The organism is Microbacterium halimionae (assembly GCF_011761265.1).
GTDB classification, from domain to species: domain Bacteria; phylum Actinomycetota; class Actinomycetes; order Actinomycetales; family Microbacteriaceae; genus Microbacterium; species Microbacterium halimionae.
Genome location: NZ_JAAOZB010000002.1, coordinates 1,148,737 through 1,168,349 on the forward strand (window position 1 = coordinate 1,148,737; position 19,613 = coordinate 1,168,349).

Consider the following 19,613-nt stretch of genomic DNA (forward strand, 5'->3'; position numbering starts at 1 on the left):
GTCAGCGTCGCAGCGACGCATCAATCAGCTCGATGAAATTCTCCGACCCACGCCGGGTTCCGACTCGTGAAGCTGCGGTGCGCATCCGCTCGACCCGGGCATCGTCGTGCAAAAGCGGCACGATCACGGTGCGCACGCATTCGCCGGTGAATTCGGCATCCGGAATGATGATGGCGGCACCTGCCCGCACAGATGCCGAAGCGTTGAGCGCCTGCTCGCCGTTTCCTACTGCATACGGAACGTAAACAGCGGGAATACCGAGAGCACCAATTTCGCTCACGGTCGCAGCTCCGGAACGCGACACGATCACATCAGCCATGGCAAAAGCCAGATCCATCCGGTCGACGTATCGACGGAGCGCGTATCCGGGGATCTCGGGATCAGGAAGCTCTGAGCGTTCCCCCGTGACGTGGAGGATCTGCCACCCCGCTTCGGGCACTGCGTTCGCCGCGTCACCGAAGGCAGTGTTGAGGCGCAGGGCGCCGAGGGAGCCGCCGAACACCAGCAGTGTCGGAGTCTTGGGGTCTAGCCCAAAGAAATCAGCTGCCTCGTTCCGCAGGGCGTCTCGGTCAAGGTCAACGATCTCTCGACGCAGCGGCATTCCGACAACCGTGCTGCGCGCGAGCGGTGTTCCTTCAAAAGCGACACCGACCGCAGTGGCTCTTCTCGCACCGAGCCGGTTAGCAAGTCCTGGCTTCGCGTTGGCTTCGTGCACCACGAAGGGCACTTTTTCTCGTCGAGCAGCTACGTATGCGGGAGCGGCAGCGTATCCACCAAACCCCACAACAACGTCGACAGCTCTCTCGCGCAGTAGCGAGCGGACGTGGGAGATCGCGCCGCGATACTTCGCAGGGAATGCGAATGCAGCGCGATTCGGCCGCCGCGGAAACGGCACTTTATCGACGAAGAGCAGCTCGTAGCCGCGCAACGGCACTAGGCGCGCTTCGAGACCCTCTCGGGTACCGAGAACGAGAATCTGAGCGCTTGGATCGCGCTCTCGCAGCGAGTCAGCAACGGCGAGCAAAGGATTGACGTGGCCTGCGGTGCCGCCGCCGGCCAAAAGATACGTGGTCACCGTACGACGTTACCTTCGTACCGGAGCCTTCACGGGCAGAGTGCGTGCGAATGAGAGCAATACACCGCACGCGAGCAGCACCGATAAGAGAGACGTGCCACCCTGCGACATGAATGGCAGCGGTACGCCGAAGACGGGCAGCAGGCGAAGAACCACACCCACGTTCAGCAGTGCCTGGCCGACGATCCAAATCGTGATGGCTCCAGAGGTGATGCGCACGAACGGATCGTCGGTCTTCCGCACGATATGAAAAGCACCGACTGCAAACAGTGCGAACAACAAAAGCACCACGATGCACCCGATCATGCCGAGTTCTTCGCCGACAATTGCGTAAATATAGTCGTTCGCCGCGGCCGGCAACCAGCTGTACTTCTCTTTTGAATTGCCAAGACCCAGGCCGAAGAAACCACCGCTGGCGAGGCCCCAGATGCCGTGCAGGGGCTGGTAACAACCGTTGTAGTAGTCAGCAAGACAATCCTCGCTGATGAAGCTCATGAAACGGCGCATACGGTCAGGACTCGTGATGGCAAGGAAGGCGACAGCTCCTGCCGAGAGAATCACCGGCAGGATAAAGATGCGGAGCTTTACTCCCGAGAAAAAAAGTGCCGCCAAGACGATGAGAAAGAGAATCATCGCGGTTCCAAGGTCGTGCCCCGCCATAACCGTGGCGATGACCGCTGCTGCGACGGGAACGGCAGGAATAAATACGTGCCGCCAATCAGCGAGCAGCGTTCGTTTTCTATAGAGGATGAACCCCAGCCAGATAGCGAGCGTGAGTTTCAGAAACTCAGACGGCTGCGCTTGAAACCCGCCGATGTTGATCCAGTTTCGGTTTCCGTCGTTCTCAATTCCGAGCGGGGTGAAAACGAGGAGCTGAAAAAGCGTCGCGAAGATGAGCGCGGGCCACGCGATTCGCTTCCAGAACACGAGAGGAAGTCGCGAGCAGATGAACATCAAAGGCACGCCGAGAAGGGCGAACACCCCCTGCTTTAGGGCGACAACGTATGGGTCGGCAGCGGCTGATGTCGCCGACAGAATCATGACGAGTCCGAAACCCGTCAACAACAACGCGGTGGAGGCGATAAGCAAGAACTCGCTCGGAACGGGTGCGAAGACGCGCCCGAGAGAGACTCGGGCTGCCAGACCGCGTTTCGTCGGGGGCTCAGTCGATGAGGCCGGGCGTGGCGCTGTCGTCGTCACCGTCGGCCCCTCCCTTTCTTTCCTGCACCGCCTGCGCAAATCGTCGCCCACGGTCAGCGTAAGAAGAGAACTGATCGAATGAAGCGGCGGCGGGGGCGAGCAGAACTACGTCCCCATCTGCCGCAATTCCCGAAGCAAGTTCGACGACTCGCGCCATGATGTCCTCAGTCTCACTGTGGAACACCTCGAAAACCGGCACTGCGGGCGCGTGTCGCTCGAACGCCGCCACGATCTGCTCGCGATCGATTCCGATCACGATAGCCGCGCGAGCCTTTGAACCACGGTCCGCAATCAGTTGGGCGAGATCGACGCCTTTGAGGAGGCCACCCACCACCCAAATCGCACCGGGGTACGTCGCGAGCGACGATGCCGCTGCATGAGGGTTTGTCGCTTTCGAATCGTCGACCCATAAAACTCCGTCAGCGCGTGAGACCACTTGAATGCGGTGCGGGTCGAGTTCGAACTCGCGAAGCGCCGTGCGGATCGCCGCCGCATCAACGTCGAGGGTCCGGGCCAGCGCGCTCGCGGCAAGAATATTCGACACGATGTGCGGTGCCCCCAATCCTCGTTCGTCGAGTTCGGCCAATGTGGTGAGCTCCTGAGCGCTCGTTCTGCGCTCAGCGACAAAGGCGCGATCGACAAGGATGCCGTCGACGAGGCCCATATCGCTCGGCCCGGGAATACCGAGATCAAACCCGACAGCGCGCGCGCCTTCAACGACCTCGGCGTCCTCGACCATGAGCCGCGTTGCTTCGTCTGCTTTGTTGTAGACACAGGCGATCTTCGTGTTGTCGTATACGCGCGCTTTGGCATCACGGTATGCCTCAGCTGAGCCGTGCCATTCCAAGTGATCATCGGCAAGGTTGAGGCAGACACTCGCATGCGGTGACAAGCGATCCGGGCCGCTTTGGTGACCCAGGTACCAAAGCTGATGGCTCGATAACTCAACGACGAGCACGTCGAATCCACTCGGGTCGCGCACCGCGTCAAGCACAGGCACGCCGATGTTTCCGCAGGGCGCGGCTCTGAGGCCGCCCGCCGTCATCATCGTCGCCGCGAGACGCGTGGTCGTGGTTTTGCCGTTGGTGCCTGTGACAAGAACCCATGCAGCAGGCTCCCCCTGAGGAGTGAGTACTTTGTCACGCACGCGCCATGCGAGCTCGATATCGCCCCACAACGGCACCTGGTTTTCACCTGCCCACTGAATGAGCGGATGCCGCGGCGAAAAGCCGGGTGATGCGATGACTACGTCGGGTTCGAATTCGGTGAGCACAGCCGGCGGACACTCAAGGGACCCGAGCCACAGCGTGGCACCGATAACCGGCACGAGTCGTTCGTACTCCTCTGCCGCCGTCTCACTGATGACAAGAACGTCAGCGCCGAGTTCGGTGAGGGTGTCGGCAACGGAAAATCCTGTCACCGAAAGCCCGAAAACCGCGACCTTCAGCCCTTTCCAGTCGGAGTGCCAACTGGTGAGTTCAGAAAGGGGTGCGCTCACGTTCGCGACAACCATTCCACGTAGAACAGGCCGACTCCGGTGAGGGCAAGGAGGCCGGCGATGATCCACATTCTGACAACGATGGTGATCTCGGGCCATCCCCTCATCTCGAGGTGATGGTGAAGCGGACTCATGAGGAAGAGACGTTTACCGCGGGTGACCTTGAAATACAGTCGCTGCAAGATCACCGATCCGGAAGCGACGACGTACACACCTGCGACGAGCACGAGCAGCAGCTCGACGCGCATGAGGATCGCCATAGCTGCGACGACTCCACCGATTGCCATCGATCCAACGTCTCCCATGAAGACATCGGCCTTCGGAGCATTCCACCAGAGGAACCCAACAAGAGCGCCAACAAACGAAGCCGAAATGATAGCGAGATCAAACGGGTCGCGAACGTCGTAGCATCCTGGTTGGTTAACAGGATCAAGCGCGGTTCGAGCGCAAAGCTGCTGGAACTGCCAGAACGACATGAGGCTAAAGCCACCGACAACAAAGATCCCGGCTCCCGCAGCGAGGCCATCAAGGCCGTCCGAGACGTTTACCGAGTTGGATGCCGCTACCCCAATGAGCGTGATCCACACCGTGTAAAGAATCCATCCCGCGATCGCGCCGAGAGCCATGAAAGATAATGCCGGAATATCTCGGAAGAGCGAAACATAAGGGCTTGCGGGTGTGGACCCCGCGGCGTTGGGGAAATTCAGGGCGACAACCGCAAACGGCACCGCGACAACAATCTGGCCGAGAATCTTGCGCCAACCTGACAGCCCAAGGCTGCGTTGCTGACGGACCTTCATATAGTCATCGATGAAGCCGACTGCGCCGAACCCCACCATCATCCAGAGCACCAGGATCCCGGAGATCGTCGGTGGATTATTGCCAACGTAGGTGCCGATGAGATAACCGACGATCGTACCCGCGATGAAAATCGTGCCGCCCATTGTGGGGGTTCCCCGCTTGGCCTCGTGCGCGGGGATATTGCCGTCTTCGGGGGTGCGAATTACCTGGCCCCAGCCCCACTTGCGAAACAGGCGCAGGAAAGCTGGCGTGAGGAAGAGCGTAAACGCGAGGGAGATCGCAGCAGCAGTTAGGAGTGATCTCACGAGAAGAATTCTCCCAGACGATCGCCGAGAAAACGGAGCCCGGCAGAATTGGACGACTTCACGAGCACACGGTCACCGTCACGAAGCTCAGTGGTCAAGTAGTCGTATGCGGCATCAGCATCGGCAAAGTACACCGCTTCGCCGTCCCACGAGCCCTGCGCAACAGCTTCGAGGAACATGCGTCGAGCCGCGTCACCGATAATCACGATGCGCTCGATACCGAGTCGCACAGCCAGCAGCCCAATGCGGTCGTGCTCCTCTTCGGCATACTCGCCGAGTTCGCTCATCGCGCCGAGCACAGCGACACGGCGCTGGTCGGGTGTGGTGATCTGCGCAAGAGTCCGCAACGCCGCAGACATCGAGTCCGGACTCGCGTTGTAGGCGTCGTTGATGATGCGAACGCGGTCGGACCCGAGCGGCTGCATGCGCCAGCGCTCGGCAATCTCCACCTGTTCAAGTCTGTGAATGGCATCCTTCCCGCTCACGCCGAGCGCCGTAGCCGCCGCGAGGGCCGCAAGCGCGTTCATCACGTGGTGTGCGCCGAGTACGCGCAGTCGCAATTGGGCACTGACCCCATCAACTGAGACGGTACAGAGCGTGCCTTCGCCCGTGACTTCGACATCAGATGCGTGCACGTCGGCTTTCGCTGCGTGGCCGAACCAACGCACCGCTACGTCGTTCTCTTGCGCGATCGGACTCATCGCGACGACGCGGCCATCGTCGGCGTTGAGCACGGCGAGACCACCGCTTCGCACAGCACGCACAAGTTCTGACTTGGCTCGGAAAGTCTCTTCTATGCCGCCGAAGCCCCCGGCGTGCGCCATCCCCACCATCAACACGATGCCGACATCAGGGGCCACAAGGCCCGCAAGCTTCGCGATTTCTCCGGGTCCGCTCGCACCGAATTCGCTCACGAGATACTTCGTATCGTCGGTCACCCGCAGCATAGTGAGCGGCGCGCCCACTTCGTTGTTGAACGATGCGTGCGGCGAAACAGTGTCGCCATCGGCTGCCAAAATGTGCGCCAGCATGTTTTTGGTCGTCGTTTTGCCGTTCGAACCGGTGATGCCCACAACGCGCAATTGACCACGTGCGCGCACTCTTCCAACAACTTCGCGTGCGAGGTCAGCGAGAGCCTCGACAGTGTTCTGTACGACGATCTGCGAAATGGATGCCTCGACCACGTGTTCCACGATCGCAACGAGTGCGCCCTGCGATGCCGCAGTAGGCACGAACCGGTGGCCATCTGTGGTTTCGCCGGGCTTTGCGACAAAGATGTCGCCGGGCCCGATGTTGCGCGAATCAGTGTCGACGGTACCTTCGACCCGCGTGTCAGCCGTGGCAGATCCGTCAAGAACGAGCGAGCCGTTGATGACACCGGCAAGGTCAGTGAGTGTAAGAGAAATCATGATGGGGAGGCCACTGGTGTCAGCGCCGCTCAACCAAACTTCGAAAGAATGGTGGGCTGGGTGTCGCTCGGCATGACGCGGAAGGTCTTGAGAACCTGCGTCATGGCCTTCTGGAAGGCCGGCGCTGTGGCCGCAGATGACGTTACCTTAGTGGGCTCGTCGAGGGTGACAGCCACGACATATTGCGGGTCGTCAGCGGGGGCGAAACCGATCATCGTCGTGAAGTAAACACCAGCTTTGTAGCCGCCATTTCCATCTGACTTTTCACCGGTTCCGGTCTTGAACGCAATGCGATATCCCGGCACCTGAACCTGATCCGACAGATCGCCCTGGATTGCGACGTTCTCCATCATCTGCTGCACGTCCTCCGCGGTTTCGGAGCTGATGACCTGCGTTGTGTCGCTCGTATCCGGCTTCGTGACTGTGCCATCTGCACTCGTGCACGAATCCACGAGTGAGAGCGGAATCTTCACTCCATCATTCGCTATTGCCTGGTAGGCACCGACCAATTCGGGGACTGTCGTCGTGAGGCCTTGACCGAAAGCTGTGTTGTAAAAAGTCTGCGTGCCCCACTCGTCTGCGGGGTAGATCAGACCAGATTGTTCACCCGAGAACCCGATCGCACTTCCGATGCCGATTCCAAACTTCTTCAGGTAGTCATAACGCGTTTCTGCGCTTTCAAGTTCAGCAAATTTCGAGATACCCGCATTCGACGAATCCACCAAGACCCCGGTCAGGTGGTAGTTATATGCCGGATGCACGAAAGCGTCTCGCACGCGGGCACCGTCGGCGAAGTACTCGAGGCTGGACGCTGAGACAGTTGTCTCCATCGTTGCGGCACCAGAATCGAGCAGACTCGCAGCAGTCAATGGTTTGAACGTCGATCCGGGCTCGAACGTGTCTTTGAAGATGCGTGAATACCAGTCATCAGATGATGAGGCTTCAATGTCGTTGGGGTCGACTGTGGGGTACTCAGCGGCAGCCTTGATCTGGCCGGTTTTGACGTCAACGACCGTAATTGTGCCGCTTTGCGCGCCCATGTTCTGTGTCTGCTCAGCGATGAGTTGTTGCATGTACCACTCGAGATCACGGTTGATAGTGAGTTTGAGTGTTCCACCGTCAACGGCAGCTGTTTCAGTCTCTGTGCCCGGGATGACAACACCGTCGGCGCCCTTCTGATACAGAACCTCACCGTCTTCCGACGCGAGGCAGGAGTCCTCGGTTTTTTCCAGACCCGCGAGCGCTGCGCCGTCGCTACCAACGAATCCGACCAGGTTCCCGCCGACGGCACCATCGGGATATGTGCGCGAAGGGTGTGGTGAGAAAGTCAGGTATGAGTACCCGAGATCTGCGAGAGCACGGTACTGCTCTGTCGTGAGGCTCTGTGCAAGATAAGCGAACTGGGAGTTGGGATTTTCGGCAAGAGCATCCGTGATGATCTGCTCGATCTCGTCCGCGGTCTGCCCGGTGATTGCAGCCATCTGGGCCGCTTGGTCGGCCACGGATGTGGTGACTGTCTTGCCGTCCACTTCTTTCTTGATCGGAGCGACATTCATTGGCGAGAGCACACCGTCATACAGCAGAATGGAGCCCGCGAGGGTCTGCCCTTCATCGTCAACGATCTCGCCGCGCGCGCCGTAAAGTTTCTGCGCGCTTCCGAGGCTCAGTTCCATCGAGTCTTCGATGTGCTGGTCGGCATTGACGACCTGAATATCTACCAGCCGCACCACGAAACCAGAGAGCACAGCGAGAACTACAGCGAGCGCGACGACGGTTCGGCGTCTGGGACTACGGGTGCTTCGCGTCGTCATAGTCTCAGTGTGTCTGCGGCGTCGGCAGGCCGTCGGTCAATGCCGGGGGTGTCGCGGAATCGGATGCGGCAGAGTCGGATGCCGCAGAGTCGGATGCCGCAGAGTCGGATGCGGAACCGCTCTCTTCTTCGATCGTTGCCGCGGGAGGTCCCGTGATGGTCGCATCGGGGGAAGTCACAAGAGGCGTGTCAGTGATGAGTGCGTTGGGCACGGAGGCCCGCGACAGCGCGTCAACCGATGAAGAAGACACCGAGGCCTGCTGCATTCCGAGTATGGCGCCGTCACTCAACCGCAAATAGCTCGGCGACTCATTGATGACCATCCCGAGAGCCGAAGCATTCGCGGCAAGGTACTGCGGTGAGCTGAGACCCGCGACATCGTCGTAGACCATTTGCTTTTGATAAGTAAGGTCGCGCTCTTGCTGCGTGAGCGAAGAAAGCTGATAGGTCGTCTGCGTGGTCAAAATCGAGAGGGTCATTTGTGCGCCAGCAATAGCGACTGCTCCCGCAACCGCGACGATTCCGTAGAGCAGCCGTGGGCGACGGCGACGGTGAGGTGCAGTGACGACTTCAAGACGCCGCTGCGGGAACTCGTGCTCGAACTGTTCGAATTCGACCGGCGTCGTGATCGATGTCATCGCTGTGCTCATAGCGCCGGCCTCACTCGTTCTGCAGCGCGCAAACGTACTGGCGTTGCCCGTGGGTTCTCTGCGCGTTCTTTTTCCGACGCGAGTTCAGCGCCTCTGACGAGAAGCTTGAATTTCGGCGCGTGCTCAGCCAGCTCAACGGGAAGCCCCGGAGGTGTGGCCGAACGCACTGCATTCGCGAAGACCCTCTTGACGAGTCGGTCTTCCAGCGATTGGTAGGACATGACAACGATGCGCCCACCGACTCCGAGCGCACCCATTGCTGATGGAATTGCTGCCTCAACAGCGGCAAGCTCGGCGTTCACTTCGATGCGCAGGGCTTGAAATACCCGTTTGGCCGGATGTCCACTGCGCTGGAGAGCAGCGGGGGTTGCATCGTGCAAGATCTTGACGAGAGCACCGGATCGCACCAGCGGCTCCTGAGCACGAGCCGCGATGATCGCCCGGGCGTAGCGTCCAGCAAGTTTCTCTTCGCCGTATCGCTCGAAAATTCGGCGGAGATCACCCTCGCCATACGTCGCGAGGACATCAGCCGCTGTCATACCCTCGCTCTGGTCCATCCGCATATCGAGCGGAGCATCCTGCGAGTATGCAAACCCGCGATCGGCTTCGTCGAGCTGAAGCGACGAGACTCCAAGGTCGAACAGGATGCCGTCAACCTTCGACATCCCGAGGTCAGCGATCGCGTCGGCGATGCCGTCGTACACCGTGTGAACAAGAGTGACGCGCTCGTGAAATGGCGCCAGTCGCTCCCCCGCGATGCGGAGTGCATCGCGATCGCGATCAAGACCAATCAGCCGGATGTTCGGGAACCGTTCGAGCAGGGCCTCAGAGTGTCCGCCCATGCCGAGAGTCGCGTCAACGACGACGGCGCCGTCGGCCTGAAGAGCCGGTGCGAGAAGCTCGATGCACCGCTCCAGCAGTACCGGTGTGTGAATGTCACGAAGGTTCATGATGTAGCCGGGTGTCCGTCGGTCCTGATCCCCCTCCGCGTCGACCTGGCACCGGGGAAGTGTGTCAGGGCGGCCGGTGGGGTATCACGACCGAGGGCTCAGAAAAGTCCCGGAATCACCTCCTGTTCCATTTCTGCGTAAATCTCTTCGTTGCTCTCGGCGTAGGTGTTCCACGCGTTGGTATTCCAGATCTCGGCGTGGGCTCCCACTCCGGTCAAAATCAGTTCTCGCTCAAGACCTGCATAAGCGCGAAGCGGCTGCGGGATAGTGATGCGGTTCTGACTGTCGGGCTTTTCTGCGCTCGCACCGGAAAGGAACATGCGCAGGAAATCGCGGGTCTGTTTGTTGGTGAGAGGAGCTTCTCGGATGCGCTCGTGGATGCGCTCGAACTCTTCGGTGGAGAAGACGTACAGGCAGCGCTCCTGCCCACGCGTGATCACGACCCCCGACCCGAGATCGTCACGAAACTTCGACGGGAGGATGACTCGCCCTTTGTCGTCGAGTTTGGGAGTGTGCGTGCCCAGCAGCATTCGAGCTATCCACCCCCTTCGTCCGGCCCCGCGAGGATATTCACCACTTTACTCCACTCTCCTCCACTTTGCTATCAAATCGTGCTCTTTCGCCACTATTCGTGCGATTTGATGCCCCCTTGCGAACGCCACCGCGCGTGAAAACGCAAAAAAACACCGACCCTAAGGCCGGTGTTTTTAGAGAGGGAGGAAAGTGGAGGGTTATCGCCCTTCTTGGCGACGGTCCCATCGATCATTCATACGGTCCATGAACGAAGCGGACGCCTTAGCTTTGGGCGCTCGCGATGTCTGGGGAACAGACGACGACGTGCTCTTGGAGCGGGTTGGCGTGACAGCAAGCACAACTCCGCCCAGCATGACGACGAAGGCCACAACGCCCACAGCGATGATTTGCGACGACACACCGACAACAAGCCCGCCTAGCCCCACGAGGACCAGAATCGAGCCGTACACGATGTTTCGATAACTGAGCGTGCGGCTGCCGTTTGCGGTGCTCACGACGTCGGCGTCGTTGCCCATGAGATGGCGTTCCATCTCATCTAGCAGGCGCTGCTCCTGTTCGGAGAGTGGCATGCGTCCCCCTCGTTCTGTCTGACACGATAATTCTACCCGTGCGTTAGAACACTAGGCTAGGCCTGTGTCGAGCTTCTCGGATCCGAAAACGGTGGTTTCTCAGCGTCTCGACACCTTTGTCACATCTCAACGCTCACATACTCGCGAAATGGGAAGCGAAGCGGCACAATTTGTGAATGCCGCTGCAGCAGCGTTTGACGGTGGCAAGAGGTTGCGAGCACGTTTTTGCATTGCTGGTTGGAAAGCTGTCGCAGAAGCTTCCGGAAGAACGGTGCCTCTCACAGGCGCCGTTGTCAGCGCCGCGGCATCCCTCGAGATTTTTCACGCCGGTGCGCTCGTTCATGACGACATCATCGACAATTCGGACACACGTCGTGGCGGTCCGGCAGCGCACCGGGCGCTCGAGGCCGCGCACGTTTCGTCGGGCTGGGTGGGCAATGCCGCGTCTTTCGGTCGCGCCGGAGCAATTCTGCTCGGTGATCTCCTCGTCGCGTGGAGCGACGATCTCTTAGAAGAGGGTCTCAGCGACTCAGATTCCGTCACTGCGGCGAACGCCCGCGCCGAATACGCGCGGATGCGCCGCGACGTCACAGTGGGTCAATTTCTCGATGTGGCAGAGGAGTCAGCGTTTCACTCGGCCCCCGACTCCGAGCATGCCGAGCGCGCGCTGCGCGTGGCATCACTAAAATCAGCGCGCTACAGCATCCAGCAGCCACTCTTGATAGGCGCAGCTCTCGCCGGCGCCGACACTTCACAGCGACATGCGCTGAGCGCATTCGGTCATCCGGTGGGCATGGCCTTCCAGCTGCGCGACGATGTACTCGGTGTCTTCGGCGACGAGGCGATCACCGGGAAGCCCTCGGGAGACGACCTCCGCGAAGGAAAACGCACTGTATTGATTGCCTACATGCGCGAGGCACTCGATTCGGGTGCACGACGAGTGGTCGATGAGCTCATCGGGGATCCCGAGCTGACACCAGATCAGATCGCTTCACTGCAGCAAACAATCATCGACACCGGAGCGCTCGAGCGCACCGAGAAGCTCATTGCTCAGTTTGCGCACGACGCTGATCGATCACTTTCAGGCTCTCGGCTCAGCAATACCGCTGTCGGAGAACTACGCGACCTTGCGCGCGCAGCCACGGCACGCACGGCCTGAGCACATGAGTGTTGCACGTCCCCTCAGATGAGGAGACTGGCGACGTCCGGTTAGGCCAGCACCCGGGCGACGCGACGCACCTCGTGCTTGCGGCCCGCACGCAAGGCTTCGATGGGCGCAACGCCAAGGGAGTCTTCGGCCGTCAGCAGCCAATCGATCGCTTCATCATCACTTAATCCGGCATCATGCAACACGATCGCGGTGCCGCGCAGCGATGAAAGCGGCTGGTCGTCCAAGAGGAAGACCGCGGGAACACGCAACGCGCCATGCCGACGTGAGGCGATGAGCTGGCTCTCATCGAGACGACGCTTCACGCGCCCGAGTGTTTCGCCCAGAACCTCAACGAGTTCGGGGAGGCTCAACCATTCGGTCGGGGTCTGGGGACTGTTCTCGGCACTCACTCTGCCATGATCTCATCTCTTACTGACCGAACGCGACGCGAGATTGTGATTCGTGGGAGGTGAGGCGCTCCGCTTCTGGCGGCTGAGCATCCGTAGACTCTCCTCGTGAGCACGAGTCAGCAGGCGGACCCGCTGATCGGCCGTCTAGTTGATGGTCGATACCGTGTGCGCGCCCGCATTGCCCGCGGGGGCATGGCTACCGTTTACGTCGCAACCGACATGCGTCTCGAGCGCCGCATCGCGCTGAAGGTAATGCATGGCCACCTCAGCGACGATGCCGTCTTCCAAAGCCGTTTCATCCAAGAGGCGCGAGCCGCAGCACGTCTCGCCGACCCACACGTCGTGAACGTGTTTGACCAGGGTCAAGACGGCGACATGGCGTACCTCGTCATGGAGTATCTGCCCGGCATCACGCTTCGCGATCTTCTTCGCCAGCAACGACGGCTGACAGTTCCCCAGACCATGACCATCATGGACGCTATCCTTTCCGGCCTTGCAGCAGCCCATCGGGCCGGAATTGTCCACCGTGATGTGAAGCCCGAAAACGTGCTCCTTGCCGAAGACGGTCGCATCAAAATAGGTGACTTCGGACTCGCAAGAGCAACAACCGCAAATACCGCAACCGGTCAGATGCTGTTGGGAACCATCGCGTACCTCGCTCCTGAGCTCGTCACGCGCGGCACAGCAGATGCCCGCAGCGACATCTATGCACTCGGGATCATGCTCTACGAAATGCTTACGGGTGATCAGCCCTATAAAGGTGAGCAGCCCATGCAGATCGCCTACCAACACGCCACCGACTCTGTGCCGCGCCCGAGCGTCAAGAACCCCGACGTCCCGGAAGCGCTTGACGAGTTGGTGCTGTGGGCAACCGAACGCTCCCCCGATGGTCGTCCCGATGACGCCGATCGGATGCTGGAGCGCCTTCGCGATATCGAACGTGAGCTAGGCATTGCACCGCAGGTCGCGCGAACACTCGCTATCGGCACGGCCGTCGCCGACGCTGGGCTCGATTCTGGTGAGCTCACTCGCACCCTGCCCCCGGCGGTGACGTCGCCGTCAACCGTCGTCGCCGAAGTCGACAACGCGACACGACTTCGCCGCGCCGCTCGGCGAAGATCAGCAAAGGGCGGCTGGCTTTTCGTCCTCGTCATGTTGCTGACGGCACTCGCCGGCGGCGCTGGCTGGTGGTTCGGCTCGGGTCCTGGTTCTCTCATCTCGGTGGCACAGGTGGCCGGCCTCACCTACGACGAAGCAGCGTCCCGGCTCGCCCAAGATGGCCTTGTGGCGTCCGAAACTGGGCAATACACCCTCGATGTCGCAGCGGGTCAGGTGATTTCTACCGATCCTGGTGCGGGACGATTTGTCGAGAAAGATGCGGCGATCGAAGTCTTCGTTTCGCTAGGGCCAGCGCCCCATGACATCCCCTCGCTGACAGGAGTCACCGAAACGGATGCCCGAAATGCCCTCACCGCGGCACAGGTTGACGTTGGCGACAACGAATACATCTTCACCGATGCCGACAGAGACATCGTTCTGAGCGCAACCGTGACGCCTGGTCTTGGCGGCGATGCCTACGACTGCACAAACGGCTGCACTGTGCTCGAGGGCGACAGCGCAACGTTGACCGTGTCCGCAGGCCAGGTGCCCGGCGTTTCTGGACTGAGCGTCGGCAGTGCAACATCGACGCTGCAGGATGTCGGACTGCAAGTCTCAGAGAATCAGGTCACCACAACGAGCGATTCCATCGCCAAAGGCGACGTGATCGGAATCGGCGATCGCGACAGTGGCGGCGACTGGCGCCCAGGAGATACCGTGACGCTCATCGTCTCTGATGGGCCACCGCTGTTCCCGGTGCCCAACGTTGTGGGGATGACGCGCGACGAAGCTAGATCGGTGATCGAGAACGCCGGATTCGAAGTGAACTTCGCCGTGTTTTGGAATGCACTACCCGACGGCTTGACCGAGGTAACTGCGACCGACCCGACCGCAGATTCTCAAATCGTCAAGGGTGCGACCGTATATCTTCAGATCACGGCATCCGGCTAAGAAAAGAGCGCGCGGTCTGCGAAGGGATCTCACATGGTGACTGCAGCATTGACCGTGATTCTCGCGATTCTGTCGGGCCTGCTGATCGGCTTCGTCGCACGCACGGTATTGTCCACTCCCGCAGGTTGGCCACGCAGCATCATCGTGGGTCTGGCTGTTTTTGCTACGGGACTTCCGTTCGCGACGTGGATGCTCGATCAGACCGGGCTTCTCACAGACGGCGAAGTAATCGATGCACCGGCCGCCTTCGCGGCGCTCGCCGTCGTGATGCTTTCTACCGGCTGGGTATTCGCCCTCGGACTCGCGCTGCTCGTGGCGATCGAAACCATCTTTCCCACCCGTCACCTCCAAAACCCGATCGACATGGTGCGGGCGGCTATCAAGCAACGCAAACGAACACGCCGATACCTGCAGATCATCGGCATTGCGTCGCGTCACGGTGCAGGCTGGCTCGTAGAGGGCAGGTCACGCGTTCGCCAAGACTTGACGACGAGCGAACAGCGCGCTCGTGCCGTCATCGCGACGATCAACGATTCCGGCGTCACTTTCGTCAAACTCGGACAGGTGTTGTCTACGCGGCGTGATCTCGTACCAGAGCCCTATCTCAGCGCTCTGGCGACACTGCAGTCCGAAGCCACAACACTCCCCTGGGACGACATTCGCTCTGTCATTGAAACAGGTCTTGAAGCGCCCATCGACACAGTGTTCAGGTCGATTAACCCCGAGCCGCTTGCTGCCGCATCCGTCGCGCAGGTACACGAGGGCGTGCTGCACGACGGCAGTGTCGTCGTCGTGAAGGTGCAACGGCCCGCGGCCCGGGCACAGGTCGAAGCGGATGCCGACATCATCGTTCGCCTAGCCGAACGAGCCGAAACGCACACACGTTTCGGACGAGATCTCAATCTTGCCGCGGTAGCGCGGAGCTTCACAGCGACACTGCTCGACGAGCTCGACGAGCTCGACTACCGCGTCGAGGCCACAAATCTCGAGATGATCCGCCATACGCTCAAGGAGCAGCCGAATCATCCCGAACGGCTACAGATCGTCGTGCCGAAGGTCTACCCGAAAGCTTCGGGGGCCCGAGTGCTGACGATGGATCTCGTGGCCGGGCAACCACTTAGCCGAGCTTCGGCCCGCATTGCCGATATGCAGCGGAGCGAGCGGGAGTCCCTCGCACGTGGGCTCATGGAGATTGTTCTTGAGCAGATTTTGGTACACGGGGTCTTTCACGCCGATCTTCATCCCGGCAATGTCATATTGCGCCCCGATGGATCTCTCGGCCTGATCGACTTCGGCGCCGTCGGCGTCATAGAACGAAGCCGGCGACAGCGTCTCACAGCCGTTATGCTCGCAGCCATCAGCGAAGACGATATCGCCGCGACGGAAGCTCTATTGCTCATCGTCGATGTTCCCGACGATGCAAACGTCGATTCCCTCCGGCACGATGTCGGAATCGTCATCACTACCGAGCGACACCGGCCGCGTGGCAACGGTTCGATCTTCACGCGGCTCCTCGACGTCATCCGACAGCACCGCATTGCGCTTCCGGGCGACCTTGCTGCCGCTTTTCGGAGCTTCGCAACACTCGAGGGATGTCTGAAGACACTTGACCCCGATTTCGATATGTTCGATCAGGCGCTGCCGATGGTGCCTAAGCTCCTGCGCCGCTCACATTCGCTCCAAAATTCAGCGGTGAGCTTGCAGGCTCAAGCGAGCGTGACTGCGGCTCTTTTACGAGGCATACCGCGCCGCCTCGACTCGCTGCTGTCAGGACTTGAAAAGGGCACAGCGGGTGTGACGCTCCGCGCGCTCACCGACGAACCGGCGCAAAGTTTCTTACAGAAAATCACCGCCGAAATTGTGGGCACGTTCATGTCCATCGCAGCCGTCGTCATCTCCGTCGTGCTCATCGTCACAGACTCGGGCCCGGTGCTTTCGGGAGGGATCCGACTTTTCGACCTTTTCGGCGCCCTGATCGGCTTCTTCGGCTTCTTGGGCGTATTGCGAGTACTGCGACAGACGGCTATTAGGCGCCGAAGACAGCGCTAGTCCCACTCGAACATCGCAGGCAGATGCGTCTGAAGGTACGGGTTCTTCACACGCCGCAGCTTGCTCAGCGGTGTTCGAGTTCTTCGGCCACCAGAAACGCAAGCTCGAGCGACTGCATGTGATTCAACCGCGGGTCACACAGTGACTCGTAGCGGGTCGCAAGAGTTGCTTCGTCGATCTTCTCGGATCCGCCCAAGCATTCGGTGACATCGTCGCCGGTCAATTCAACGTGAATTCCACCGGGGTGAGTCCCCACGGCGCGGTGCGCCTCGAAGAAGCCGCGTACCTCGTCGACCACGTCGTCGAAACGTCGTGTCTTGTATCCCGTGGGAGTTGTGATGCCGTTTCCGTGCATCGGATCTGTCACCCACAGGGGCGTAGCTCCCGAGTCTCGCACGGCTTCAAGCAGGGGTGGAAGAGCATCGCGGATTTTTCCGGCGCCCATTCGCGTGATGAAGGTAAGGCGGCCAGGCTCACGTTCGGGGTCGAGTTTGTCGATGAGCGCGAGAGCCGTCTCCGGGGTCGTGTTCGGGCCGAGCTTCACGCCGATGGGGTTACGGATCTTGGAGAAGTAATCGATGTGCGCACCGTCAAGGTCACGAGTCCGCTCACCTACCCACACGAAGTGGGCCGAAGTGTTGTAAGGCGTTGCGGTGCGGGAGTCGATTCGCGTCATCGGACGCTCGTAGTCCATGAGAAGACCCTCGTGGCCCGTGTAGAACTCAACTCGACGCAGATCATCAAAATCAGCGCCGGCGGCCTCCATGAACTTGATCGCGCGGTCAATCTCCGCGGCGAGACCTTCGTAGCGCTGATTCGCGGGGTTCTTAGCGAATCCCTGGTTCCAGGAATGCACTTCACGGAGATCGGCGAAACCACCCTGCGTGAACGCGCGAATGAGATTGAGAGTCGAAGCGGCTGTGTGGTACCCCTTCAGCAGTCGCTGCGGGTCAGCCTGGCGAGAAGCCTCGGTGAAGTCGTAGCCGTTGACAATGTCACCCCGGTAGGCGGGAAGCGTGACATCGCCGCGAGTCTCGGTGTCGCTCGAACGCGGTTTCGCAAACTGACCTGCCATTCGCCCCATCTTGACGACCGGCATAGAAGCGCCGTACGTCAGGACGACAGCCATCTGCAGCACCGTCTTGATGCGGTTGCGAATCTGAGACGCTGTCGCGCCAGCGAATGTCTCAGCGCAGTCACCGCCCTGAAGCAGGAAGGCACGCCCACCAGCGGCCGCGGCAAGGCGGTCGCGCAACATGTCTACCTCGCCTGCGAAGACAAGAGGTGGGAGGGTAGCCAACTCGTCGGAGACGGCGGCGACAGCATCCTGCGATGACCACTGCGGTTGCTGCTTGATGGGGAGGGTACGCCAGTGATCGAGCGCGTCCAACGGCTGAAGCATCCGTTTAGTCTAGTGGCGCTCAGCCTCGAGCCGCGCCTTCGCTGTCGACGCATATACGTCCTTGTAGCGCTGTTCGCCCAAACGCTGCAGCGCGACCATAATCTCGTCCGTCACGGAGCGCAGTACATACCGATCACCCTCCATGCCCGCAAACCGCGAAAAATCAAGGGGCTCACCGATCACCATGCCCACACGGCCGATGCGCGGAATACGTCGCCCGATCGGCATAACGGTGTCGGTGTCAACCATTACGACAGGTATGACCGGCACGCGGGCTTCGAGGGCCATGCGCGCAATACCGGTACGGCCGCGGTAGAGAGTGCCGTCAGGGCTCCGCGTTCCCTCCGGGTAGATCCCGAGAAGCGCACCCCTACCAAGCACTTGAAGTCCGGTATTGAGGGATGCCTCCGAGGCCTTGCCGCCGGAACGGTCGATAGGAATCTGGCCAGTTCCTTTGAAAAACATGCGTGTGGCCCAGCCTTTAAGACCGCGCCCCGTGAAGTAGTCGCTTTTCGCAAGAAACGCCATCGGACGATCAATTACGAGCGGCAAGAAGACCGAGTCGGCGAACGAGAGGTGGTTGCTCGCGAGGATCGCCGCACCCTCTCGCGGAATGTTTCGACGTCCGACGATCCACGGACGAAAAATCGCTTTCACGATGGGGCCGATCGCGACGTACTTCATCAGCCAATAAAACATCGCTACACGCTTCCCGCGGCGAGATCCGCGACGCCGATGATGCCGGCATCATTCACGAGCGCTGCAATAGCGAACTCAGCGACGGGACGCTTCCCGTAACCGGGGAGCGACGTGCGGTAGGCGGTGCGCATAGGCGTCAGAAGATCCTCGCCAAGTTGCGCGACTCCCCCACCAATAACGAACAGCTCGGGATCAAGTACCGCCTGAAAACCACCGCATGCCTCGCCGAGCGCCGTGGCGACTCGCCCGAGCGCTTCACGCGCACCCGGATCGTTCGCCAACACGAGGCGAGAGATGGCGGGTCCTGGAATCGTCCCTTTTTCGGTGCGAAGCTCGGCCAGGGCACGCCCGATCCCACCCTCGTCCGCGATGGAGTTCGCTTCGCGCTGCAGTGCGCGACCCGAAGCATATTGCTCGAGGCATCCGCGTTGCCCGCACCCGCACGGAAGACCGTTCCGGATGAACCGCATGTGTCCGAGTTCACCCGCGACACCATGACCGCCGCGGTACAGCTCGCCGTTCACTATCACCGCGCCACCCACACCAGTGCCCATCGTCAACATGACGATGTCGCGGTATCCCCGGCCCGCACCAAAGCGGTATTCAGCCCACCCAGCGGCGTTCGCGTCATTCTCGATTGTGACGGGCATACCGATGCGCGACTCAAGCTTTGCCCGCAACGGCTCGTTCTGCCATGCGATATTGGGCGCGTGGATAACAGTCGCACGGTCGCGGTCGATGAACCCCGCGGCAGCGACGCCAACGGCACCAATCTCTCGATGAGCCGCGAAGTGACGCACCATGTCAGAGACCGCCTCGGCAAGCAGGTCCGGGTCTTTGGGTGTGTCTACTCGGGTCTTCTCGATGATGACGCCTCCGGGGTCTACAACGCCCCCCGCGATCTTGGTTCCACCGATATCGATTCCGACTGTGAGCACTGAGCTGTCCTTCCGCCACACCAAAAGCCTTGTGAAGTCTAGCTACCCGGCGACGGCGGGACTGAGTGTCATCAACTAGTACACTTGAGTCTCATCCACACGCTACGGTGCCAAA

The 19,613-nt window shown here is 60.5% G+C and carries 17 protein-coding genes; 3 read left to right on the forward strand and 14 right to left on the reverse strand.

From position 1 onward, the window contains the following. Window position 1: 1 nt before the first annotated feature. The 10 genes from FHS06_RS13300 to FHS06_RS13345 all read right to left on the reverse strand — a co-directional run bounded on the left by FHS06_RS13300 (window position 2) and on the right by FHS06_RS13345 (window position 10,801). A complete protein-coding gene (locus tag FHS06_RS13300; protein WP_167050042.1) occupies window positions 2-1,075 on the reverse strand; it encodes a UDP-N-acetylglucosamine--N-acetylmuramyl-(pentapeptide) pyrophosphoryl-undecaprenol N-acetylglucosamine transferase in 1,074 nt (357 codons plus the stop codon). A gap of 9 nt (window positions 1,076-1,084) precedes the next feature. Continuing rightward, window positions 1,085-2,275 carry a peptidoglycan glycosyltransferase FtsW gene (locus FHS06_RS13305; RefSeq protein ID WP_167050044.1) on the reverse strand — a complete coding sequence of 397 codons (1,191 nt, stop codon included), beginning with the start codon at window positions 2,273-2,275 and terminating at the stop codon, window positions 1,085-1,087. After that, window positions 2,238-3,773, reverse strand: coding sequence for a UDP-N-acetylmuramoyl-L-alanine--D-glutamate ligase (gene murD, locus FHS06_RS13310; protein WP_310734824.1), 1,536 nt, complete (start codon window positions 3,771-3,773; stop codon window positions 2,238-2,240). The genes FHS06_RS13305 and murD overlap by 38 nt, the downstream gene beginning before the upstream one ends. Beyond that, complete coding sequence (mraY, locus tag FHS06_RS13315; RefSeq protein WP_167050048.1) at window positions 3,770-4,879, reverse strand: phospho-N-acetylmuramoyl-pentapeptide-transferase; 1,110 nt, start codon at window positions 4,877-4,879, stop codon at window positions 3,770-3,772. Before mraY ends, murD begins: the two co-directional genes overlap by 4 nt. Then, the gene (locus FHS06_RS13320) at window positions 4,876-6,288 is read right to left on the reverse strand and encodes a UDP-N-acetylmuramoyl-tripeptide--D-alanyl-D-alanine ligase (protein WP_167050050.1); all 1,413 of its coding nucleotides are present in this window, start codon (window positions 6,286-6,288) and stop codon (window positions 4,876-4,878) included. Before FHS06_RS13320 ends, mraY begins: the two co-directional genes overlap by 4 nt. 29 nt (window positions 6,289-6,317) lie before the next feature. After that, the gene (locus FHS06_RS13325; protein ID WP_167050052.1) at window positions 6,318-8,099 is read right to left on the reverse strand and encodes a peptidoglycan D,D-transpeptidase FtsI family protein; all 1,782 of its coding nucleotides are present in this window, start codon (window positions 8,097-8,099) and stop codon (window positions 6,318-6,320) included. Window positions 8,100-8,103: 4 nt separating this feature from the next. Beyond that, the gene (gene ftsL, locus FHS06_RS13330; protein WP_167050054.1) at window positions 8,104-8,748 is read right to left on the reverse strand and encodes a cell division protein FtsL; all 645 of its coding nucleotides are present in this window, start codon (window positions 8,746-8,748) and stop codon (window positions 8,104-8,106) included. Beyond that, window positions 8,745-9,698 carry a 16S rRNA (cytosine(1402)-N(4))-methyltransferase RsmH gene (gene rsmH, locus FHS06_RS13335; protein WP_167050056.1) on the reverse strand — a complete coding sequence of 318 codons (954 nt, stop codon included), beginning with the start codon at window positions 9,696-9,698 and terminating at the stop codon, window positions 8,745-8,747. The genes ftsL and rsmH overlap by 4 nt, the downstream gene beginning before the upstream one ends. A gap of 98 nt (window positions 9,699-9,796) precedes the next feature. After that, window positions 9,797-10,228 (reverse strand): division/cell wall cluster transcriptional repressor MraZ, encoded by a 432-nt coding sequence (gene mraZ / locus FHS06_RS13340; protein ID WP_167050058.1) that lies wholly within the window; start codon window positions 10,226-10,228, stop codon window positions 9,797-9,799. A gap of 201 nt (window positions 10,229-10,429) precedes the next feature. Then, complete coding sequence (locus FHS06_RS13345; protein WP_167050060.1) at window positions 10,430-10,801, reverse strand: DUF3040 domain-containing protein; 372 nt, start codon at window positions 10,799-10,801, stop codon at window positions 10,430-10,432. 64 nt (window positions 10,802-10,865) lie between these two features. On the opposite strand from FHS06_RS13345, the gene FHS06_RS13350 reads away from it, so the two are divergent. After that, window positions 10,866-11,960, forward strand: a complete 1,095-nt coding sequence (locus FHS06_RS13350; RefSeq protein ID WP_167050062.1) for a polyprenyl synthetase family protein — start codon at window positions 10,866-10,868, stop codon at window positions 11,958-11,960. Between the two features lie 50 nt (window positions 11,961-12,010). Here FHS06_RS13350 and FHS06_RS13355 read toward each other — a convergent pair whose 3' ends face one another. Continuing rightward, the gene (locus tag FHS06_RS13355; RefSeq protein ID WP_167050064.1) at window positions 12,011-12,361 is read right to left on the reverse strand and encodes an Rv2175c family DNA-binding protein; all 351 of its coding nucleotides are present in this window, start codon (window positions 12,359-12,361) and stop codon (window positions 12,011-12,013) included. A 105-nt stretch (window positions 12,362-12,466) separates the two neighbouring features. On the opposite strand from FHS06_RS13355, the gene pknB reads away from it, so the two are divergent. Both pknB and FHS06_RS13365 read left to right on the forward strand, forming a co-directional pair. After that, on the forward strand, window positions 12,467-14,410 hold the full coding sequence (pknB, locus tag FHS06_RS13360; protein ID WP_167050066.1) for a Stk1 family PASTA domain-containing Ser/Thr kinase: 1,944 nt from the start codon (window positions 12,467-12,469) through the stop codon (window positions 14,408-14,410). A gap of 33 nt (window positions 14,411-14,443) precedes the next feature. Continuing rightward, window positions 14,444-16,459: an ABC1 kinase family protein gene (locus tag FHS06_RS13365; protein WP_167050067.1), complete on the forward strand. Its 2,016-nt coding sequence runs from the start codon at window positions 14,444-14,446 to the stop codon at window positions 16,457-16,459. Window positions 16,460-16,523: 64 nt separating this feature from the next. On the opposite strand, the gene FHS06_RS13370 is transcribed toward FHS06_RS13365, so the two are convergent. From FHS06_RS13370 to FHS06_RS13380, 3 genes are read right to left on the reverse strand one after another with little or no spacing between them, the layout of a single operon-like run. Further along, window positions 16,524-17,861 carry a class II 3-deoxy-7-phosphoheptulonate synthase gene (locus FHS06_RS13370; protein WP_167050069.1) on the reverse strand — a complete coding sequence of 446 codons (1,338 nt, stop codon included), beginning with the start codon at window positions 17,859-17,861 and terminating at the stop codon, window positions 16,524-16,526. A 9-nt stretch (window positions 17,862-17,870) separates the two neighbouring features. Next, window positions 17,871-18,560 (reverse strand): lysophospholipid acyltransferase family protein, encoded by a 690-nt coding sequence (locus tag FHS06_RS13375; RefSeq protein WP_167050071.1) that lies wholly within the window; start codon window positions 18,558-18,560, stop codon window positions 17,871-17,873. Window positions 18,561-18,562: 2 nt separating this feature from the next. Next, window positions 18,563-19,498 (reverse strand): ROK family glucokinase, encoded by a 936-nt coding sequence (locus tag FHS06_RS13380; protein WP_167050073.1) that lies wholly within the window; start codon window positions 19,496-19,498, stop codon window positions 18,563-18,565. Window positions 19,499-19,613: the final 115 nt, after the last annotated feature.